The sequence below is a fragment of the Streptococcus mitis genome (assembly GCF_009496205.1).
Classification (GTDB): Bacteria; Bacillota; Bacilli; order Lactobacillales; family Streptococcaceae; genus Streptococcus; species Streptococcus mitis_BN.
Genome location: NZ_WIJO01000098.1, coordinates 1 through 2690, shown reverse-complemented (window position 1 = coordinate 2690; position 2690 = coordinate 1). Strand labels below are relative to the sequence as shown.

General features: G+C 42.4%; 3 protein-coding genes. 1 reads left to right on the top strand and 2 read right to left on the bottom strand.

The window, feature by feature from the left end:
- Positions 1–279: 279 nt before the first annotated feature.
- Both rpmG and rpmF read right to left on the bottom strand, forming a co-directional pair.
- Positions 280–429 (bottom strand): 50S ribosomal protein L33, encoded by a 150-nt coding sequence (gene rpmG, locus GEZ85_RS10020; protein WP_001265622.1) that lies wholly within the window; start codon positions 427–429, stop codon positions 280–282.
- 15 nt (positions 430–444) lie between these two features.
- Positions 445–627, bottom strand: coding sequence for a 50S ribosomal protein L32 (gene rpmF / locus GEZ85_RS10015; RefSeq protein ID WP_000290417.1), 183 nt, complete (start codon positions 625–627; stop codon positions 445–447).
- A gap of 230 nt (positions 628–857) precedes the next feature.
- Between rpmF and ilvD the strand changes: the two genes are divergently transcribed.
- Complete coding sequence (gene ilvD / locus GEZ85_RS10010) at positions 858–2561, top strand: dihydroxy-acid dehydratase (protein ID WP_153210202.1); 1704 nt, start codon at positions 858–860, stop codon at positions 2559–2561.
- Positions 2562–2690 lie beyond the last annotated feature (129 nt).

Sequence of the window (2690 nt, the reverse complement as noted above, 5' to 3'; positions counted from 1 at the left end):
GGATTTCGAAACTTTGAAAACTTCAAAAAACGGATTTTTATTGCTCTGAACATCAAAAAAGAAAGGACGAAATGTGTCCTTTCTCGATCTTAACTTTTCTTCAACCCACTACAGTTGACACAGAGCCTTAACTTCAATATCCAGATGATATATTTATCTAAAAAAGGTAGAGTAAAAGGTAGAGTTTTTATTGATTTGTAGTGCGATATAATGAGTTTCAAAAAATCAAAAATCACTTTAAATCAATATTTTGACGTCTATTGACGTGTACTGAAACCCTTACTTCACCTCTGTAAACACAACGTGTTTGCGAAGTTTTGGTGAGTATTTCTTCAATTGAAGACGGTCTGGAGTGTTACGTTTGTTTTTAGAAGTAAGGTACAAGCGTTCACCAGATTCTTTGTGTTCAAGTGTAATATTTACGCGCATGGTATCTCCCTTCTATTATTCAGCTGATGCAGCTTTAGCGATTTTACGTCCTTTGTAGTATCCTTTAAGTGATACACGGTGAGAACGTGAGTAATCTCCAGTAGTTTCGTCAAAGTTTACAGATGGAGCTGTTACTTTGTAGTGTGTACGACGTTTGTTTTTCTTCGCTTTTGAAGTGCGACGTGCAGGTACTGCCATTTTGATTTCTCCTTTAGGTATTTATATTCGATTCAATCTACTGATTTTCATCAACCATACTAGGATAACACATTTTTTTTGTAAAGTAAAGTTACTTGACAAAAAAAGATGAAAAAATTAAAAGGCCATTAACTGAATTAATCGAAATTTTCTGAAAATTCAAGAATTTTCTTCTGTTCATTGCCTTTAAAATGTGCTATAATAGTAAAAACTGAAATGGGAGGGAACAAATGACTGAATTAGATAAACGTCATCGCAGTAGCATTTATGACAGTATGGTGAAATCACCAAACCGTGCCATGCTTCGTGCGACTGGTATGACAGATAAGGACTTTGAAACACCGATTGTGGGAGTGATTTCGACTTGGGCGGAAAATACGCCATGTAACATCCACTTGCATGATTTTGGGAAATTGGCGAAAGAAGGTGTCAAATCGGCAGGTGCTTGGCCTGTACAGTTTGGTACCATTACCGTAGCGGACGGGATTGCCATGGGAACGCCTGGTATGCGTTTCTCTTTGACATCTCGTGATATTATTGCGGACTCAATCGAGGCGGCTATGGGTGGTCACAACGTGGATGCCTTTGTTGCTATCGGTGGCTGTGATAAGAACATGCCTGGTTCTATGATTGCTATTGCTAATATGGATATTCCAGCTATTTTCGCCTATGGTGGAACTATTGCACCCGGAAATCTTGATGGCAAAGACATTGACCTAGTTTCTGTCTTTGAGGGAATCGGAAAATGGAACCACGGTGACATGACAGCTGAGGACGTAAAACGTCTGGAATGTAATGCCTGCCCTGGCCCTGGTGGCTGTGGTGGTATGTATACTGCTAATACCATGGCGACCGCTATCGAAGTTCTAGGGATGAGTTTGCCAGGTTCTTCATCTCACCCAGCTGAATCAGCTGACAAGAAAGAAGACATCGAAGCAGCAGGACGTGCTGTTGTTAAGATGTTGGAGCTTGGTCTCAAACCGTCAGATATTTTGACTCGTGAAGCCTTTGAAGATGCCATCACTGTAACTATGGCTCTCGGTGGTTCTACAAATGCCACTCTTCACTTGCTTGCCATTGCCCATGCGGCTAATGTTGACTTGTCACTTGAGGACTTCAATACGATCCAAGAACGTGTGCCTCACTTGGCTGACTTGAAACCATCTGGTCAGTATGTCTTCCAAGACCTTTACGAAGTCGGTGGTGTGCCTGCGGTTATGAGATACCTCTTGGCAAATGGATTCCTTCACGGAGATCGCGTCACATGTACTGGTAAGACAGTTGCTGAGAACTTAGCTGACTTTGCAGACCTCACACCAGGTCAAAAAGTCATCATGCCACTTGAAAATCCAAAACGTGCGGACGGTCCGCTTATCATCTTGAACGGGAACCTTGCTCCTGACGGTGCAGTTGCCAAGGTATCAGGTGTTAAAGTTCGTCGTCACGTTGGACCAGCTAAGGTCTTTGACTCAGAAGAAGATGCGATTCAGGCCGTTCTGACAGATGAAATCGTTGATGGTGATGTTGTCGTTGTTCGGTTTGTTGGGCCTAAGGGTGGTCCTGGTATGCCTGAGATGCTGTCACTTTCATCAATGATTGTTGGTAAAGGTCAAGGAGATAAGGTTGCTCTCTTAACAGATGGCCGTTTCTCTGGTGGTACTTATGGTCTGGTTGTTGGACATATCGCTCCTGAAGCTCAGGATGGTGGACCAATTGCCTACCTTCGTACAGGCGATATCGTTACGGTTGACCAAGATACCAAAGAAATTTCCATGGCCGTATCCGAAGAAGAACTTGAAAAACGCAAGGCAGAAACAACCTTGCCACCACTTTACAGCCGTGGTGTCCTCGGTAAATATGCCCACATCGTATCATCTGCTTCACGCGGAGCCGTGACAGACTTCTGGAATATGGACAAGTCAGGTAAAAAATAAACGGCTCTTTGTCAACTGTAGTGGGTTGAAGAAAAGCTAAGCTCGAGAAAGGACAAAATTTGCCCTTTCTTTTTTGATGTTCAGAGCAATAAAAATCCTTTTTTTGAAGTTTTCAAAGTTTCGAAATCC